This is a genomic window from Oceanisphaera sp. (genome assembly GCF_052084945.1).
Lineage (GTDB): Bacteria > Pseudomonadota > Gammaproteobacteria > Enterobacterales > Aeromonadaceae > Oceanimonas.
The window spans coordinates 1-4,142 of sequence record NZ_JBQDEX010000162.1 but is presented as its reverse complement, the minus strand read 5'-3'; the positions used below and the strand labels follow the sequence as shown (position 1 = coordinate 4,142).

Annotated in this window: 2 protein-coding genes and 1 rRNA gene; 1 reads left to right on the top strand and 2 read right to left on the bottom strand. The window is 48.2% G+C overall.

What is annotated here, in order from left to right:
* The coding region (gene cysM, locus ACTHY5_RS11385; RefSeq protein WP_441879724.1) for a cysteine synthase CysM at positions 1 to 887 on the bottom strand (887 nt) is incomplete at its 3' end.
* Positions 888 to 1,129: 242 nt separating this feature from the next.
* Between cysM and ACTHY5_RS11380 the strand changes: the two genes are divergently transcribed.
* On the top strand, positions 1,130 to 3,796 hold the full coding sequence (locus ACTHY5_RS11380; protein ID WP_441879721.1) for a bifunctional acetate--CoA ligase family protein/GNAT family N-acetyltransferase: 2,667 nt from the start codon (positions 1,130 to 1,132) through the stop codon (positions 3,794 to 3,796).
* Between the two features lie 208 nt (positions 3,797 to 4,004).
* On the opposite strand, the gene rrf is transcribed toward ACTHY5_RS11380, so the two are convergent.
* Positions 4,005 to 4,119 (bottom strand): 5S ribosomal RNA (rrf, locus tag ACTHY5_RS11375).
* Between the last annotated feature and the right edge of the window lie 23 nt (positions 4,120 to 4,142).

The window sequence follows — 4,142 nt, the reverse complement described above, 5'->3', positions numbered from 1 at the left end:
CCGTTAAAAACCCCTGATGATAAATAGCGATCACCACGATCGCAGATAATAGCCACTATAATGGCGTTATCCACTTGTTCGGCCAGTTTTAGCGCACCGGCCACAGCACCACCAGAGCTGACACCACAAAAGATACCTTCTTCACGGGCCAAGCGCAGCATAGTTGCTACCGCTTCATCTTCACTAATATCCAGCGTCTGATCGACACGACTTTGCTCGAAAATACCCGGCAAATAAGCCTCGGGCCAACGGCGAATCCCCGGAATACTGCTACCTTCACTGGGTTGTAAGCCAATAATTTGAATATCAGCACTTTGTTCTTTTAAATACTGAGACACCCCCATAATGGTGCCAGTAGTGCCCATGCTCGACACAAAATGCGTTAAGGTGCCGCCGGTTTGCTGCCAGATTTCGGGGCCCGTGCTTACGTAATGGGCCTGGGGATTATCAGCATTATTAAATTGGTCTAAAATCACCCCTTTGCCATCAGCCGCCATTTTATCAGCTAAGTCGCGGGCGCCTTCCATGCCTTCTTGTTTGCTCACCAAGATCAACTCGGCACCATAGGCCAACATAGACGCCTTGCGCTCTTCGGTGGCGTTATCGGGCATGATTAATACCATGCGATAGCCTTTAATGGCCGCCGCCATCGCCAATGCAATGCCGGTATTGCCACTGGTTGCTTCAATCAAGGTATCACCCGGCTTAATATCGCCACGGGTTTCAGCCTGACTGATCATATTCAGTGCCGGCCGATCTTTGACTGAACCTGCGGGATTATTCCCCTCTAGCTTAACCAAAACCTGACTCTTGGTATGGCTTGCCAAGCGTTGCAGGCGCACTAAAGGGGTATTGCCAACAAAATCTTCTAACGTTGGAAATTGCATTGTAAATCCTTAAAAGCGGTGCGTTTATGCCATTTTAGCTGATATAAGTAGGGGTCTTGAAAGCTTATTTTGGTATCAGTTATGACTAAAAAATAAAACGATGAAATGTTAGCCAAATATACCTATCAAGTTCACGTCTCTTGCACCTCACACAGGCCAAACATTAAATAATATGCTACAACCTGTAGGCGTTATCACCTCATCGACAACCGTTACCGATATAAGCATGACAAGGAGCCACCATGCCGCAGCAAGGACTTGATGCCCTCTTTCGCCCCACCAGTATTGCCGTTATTGGTGCTTCGCACCGAGATGATGGTGCAGGTAAGCTGGTGATGAAAAATCTGCTGGCAGGTAACTTTAGTGGCCCAATTATGCCGGTAAACCCTAAATACGAAGCGATAGCTGGCGTCATGGCCTACCCTGATATCGAAAGCTTACCGCGCACCCCAGATTTAGCTATTGTGTGTACGCCAAGTGATAAAAACACCGAGATAATAGAACAATTAGGCCATAAAGGCTGTAAAGCGGCCATTATATTGGCCGCTGGTACTACATCTGAGCAGCTAGTGCAGATGAAGCACAGCGCGCGCGCACATCGCATGCGGTTACTGGGCCCTAATAGCATGGGAGTGATATTGCCACACTTGGGTTTAAATGTGAGTTTTTCACCTTTTCCTGCCAAACCGGGTCGTATTGCGTTTGTGTCACAATCCGCAGCCGTTTGCTCAACTATTCTTGATTGGGCTCGCCACAATGATATTGGCTTTTCACACTTTATTTCATTAGGTGATGCCTGTGATATAGACTTTGCACAGTTATTGGACTATTTAGCAAGAGACCGCCATACCAGCGCTATTTTGCTGTATATGGACTCGGTACAAGAGGCCCGCACTTTTATGACAGCGGCGCGCACCGCATCGCGTAATAAAGTTGTATTGGTGGTAAAAAGTGGCAAAACCCAGCTAGGTGCACAGTTAGGTCACTTACATTCTGGGGGGAGTTTGGGTATGGATGCAGCATACGATGCCGCCATTAGGCGCGCAGGTATGCTAAGAGTGCGAGATACTCACGATTTATTTGCTGCGGTAGAAACACTTAACCATGCACAGAGTTTACGCGGCGATCGCTTAGTGATTCTCACCAACGGTGGTGGGCCTGCTATTATGGCCACAGATACCCTGTTATCGCGCGGGGGGAAATTAGCCCAGTTGAGTGCCAAAACACAGAGTCAGCTTGATCAGTTACTGCCGCAATCTTGGTCTAAAACCAACCCCATAGATATTGTGGGTGATGCGCCAATTAAACGTTATATCGACACTCTAAAAGTACTACTCGATAGCAATGACTGCGATGCCATTCTGATTATGCACGCCCCTTCTGCCGCAGTGCCTAGCACTAAGGTGGCTAAGGATATTATCCAGTTACTTAAACAACACCCTCGCGCACGCCGCGTCAATATCTTAACCAATTGGTCTGGTGAAACCAGTGCCTTTGAAGCCAGACGCTGCTTTACTGACGCGGGTATACCGACCTACCGCACGCCCGAAAGTGCCGCTAGCGCGTTTATGCACCTTGTAGAATATAAACGCAACCAAAAGCTATTAATGGAAACGCCCGTCTCTATTTCAGATATGCCAAGCGATCGAAAAACCGTCAGCGGTCTTATTCAGGAGGCCTTTGCTCAAGACATTTATCAGCTTGATACTCACGAAGTCAGCCAGCTTATGGCCGCCTATGGCATACAAACGCTTCCCACCTGGATTGCCACCGACAGTACTGAGGCAGCACACATAGCCGAGCAAATTGGTTACCCCGTTGCCATTAAACTGCGCTCACCCGACATAGTGCATAAATCAGAAGTATCAGGTGTGGTACTTAACTTACGATCTGCCGCCGAAGTGGCACAATCTGCCGATGCTATTTTTGACAGGGTGAGTGAGTCTTATCCAGGGGCGCGCATTACGGGGTTAATGGTGCAACCCATGGCTAGCCGCGCTGGTTCACAAGAGTTGCATATTGCCGTACGCTCCGATCCTATTTTTGGCCCTATTATATTACTGGGCGATGGCGGTATTGACTGGGATGGCGAAGAGCAAGCCGCTGTTTCTTTACTGCCATTAAATATGACGTTGGCGAGATACTTGGTTAATCATGCGCTGAAAAGTGGCAAATTGAGGGCGAACCGCTCTCACCAATCATTAGATATGCAAGCTGTGTGTCGCGTGTTAACTAAGGTGTCACACCTTATTATTAATCACCCCGAGATCACTCAGCTAGATATTCACCCCCTGTTAGCCACAGGTAAAGAGCTAATCGCGCTAGATGTTAATATTAAGCTGCAACCCTTTAGTGGTGACGGTCAAGCACGTTTGGCCATACGCCCCTACCCAACCGAATGGGAAGAGAGCACCACCCTTAAAGATGGTAGCACCATTTTACTGCGCCCAGTATTGCCAGAAGATGAGCCCGCCCATAAAGACTTTCTTAACCATGTATCTGATGAAGATCGTTACCAACGCTTTTTTGCTGATGTGGTTATCGGTCATGAAGAGTTGGCGCATATGACACAGGTGGATTATGACCGTGAAATGGCATTTGTTGCCCTGTCTGAAGACGGTGAGATTTTGGCCGTTGTGAGAGCCATATCGGATCCAGATAACGAAGATGCTGAGTTTGCCATCTTAGTACGCTCGGCACTTAAGGGAATGGGCTTAGGTCGTTTATTGATGGAAAAAATAATCCGTTATGCTGCGATTAAAGGGCTTAAAACCCTTAGCGGAGTCACCATGCCCACTAACCGCGGCATGATAGGGCTCGCTCGCAAGCTCGGCTTTAAGGTAAAAGTAAATCTTGAAGATGGCGAAGCCGGATTAACACTACAGCTGGAAGGAACAGCACGAACGTAGAGGCCATCTTTAGTCGGCCGGTTTTGCGTAGCAAAACAAGAGCCTACAGACAATATCAATGTTAACCGAGGGATGTTTTTCGGTGTATCTTTGTCTTGGCTTGTCCCCCTCGCTCCTTGCGCCTCACTGCCTTATAGACGTAAAAAAGCCCGATACATGAGTATCGGGCTTTATCTTGGTCGAATAAATTCGACCCTACTAATTGGGTGCCTGGCAGTGACCTACTTTCACATGGCATCTGCCACACTATCATCGGCGCGGCTGCGTTTCACTACTGAGTTCGGCATGGGGTCAGGTGGTTCCACAGCGCTATGGCCGCCAGGCATAAATTGGAATCTGGAAAACT

Excerpts from the sequence above, each read along its gene's own strand:
- ACTHY5_RS11380 (WP_441879721.1), top strand. The coding sequence starts at position 1,130 with ATGCCGCAGCAAGGACTTGATGCCCTCTTTCGCCCCACCAGTATTGCC.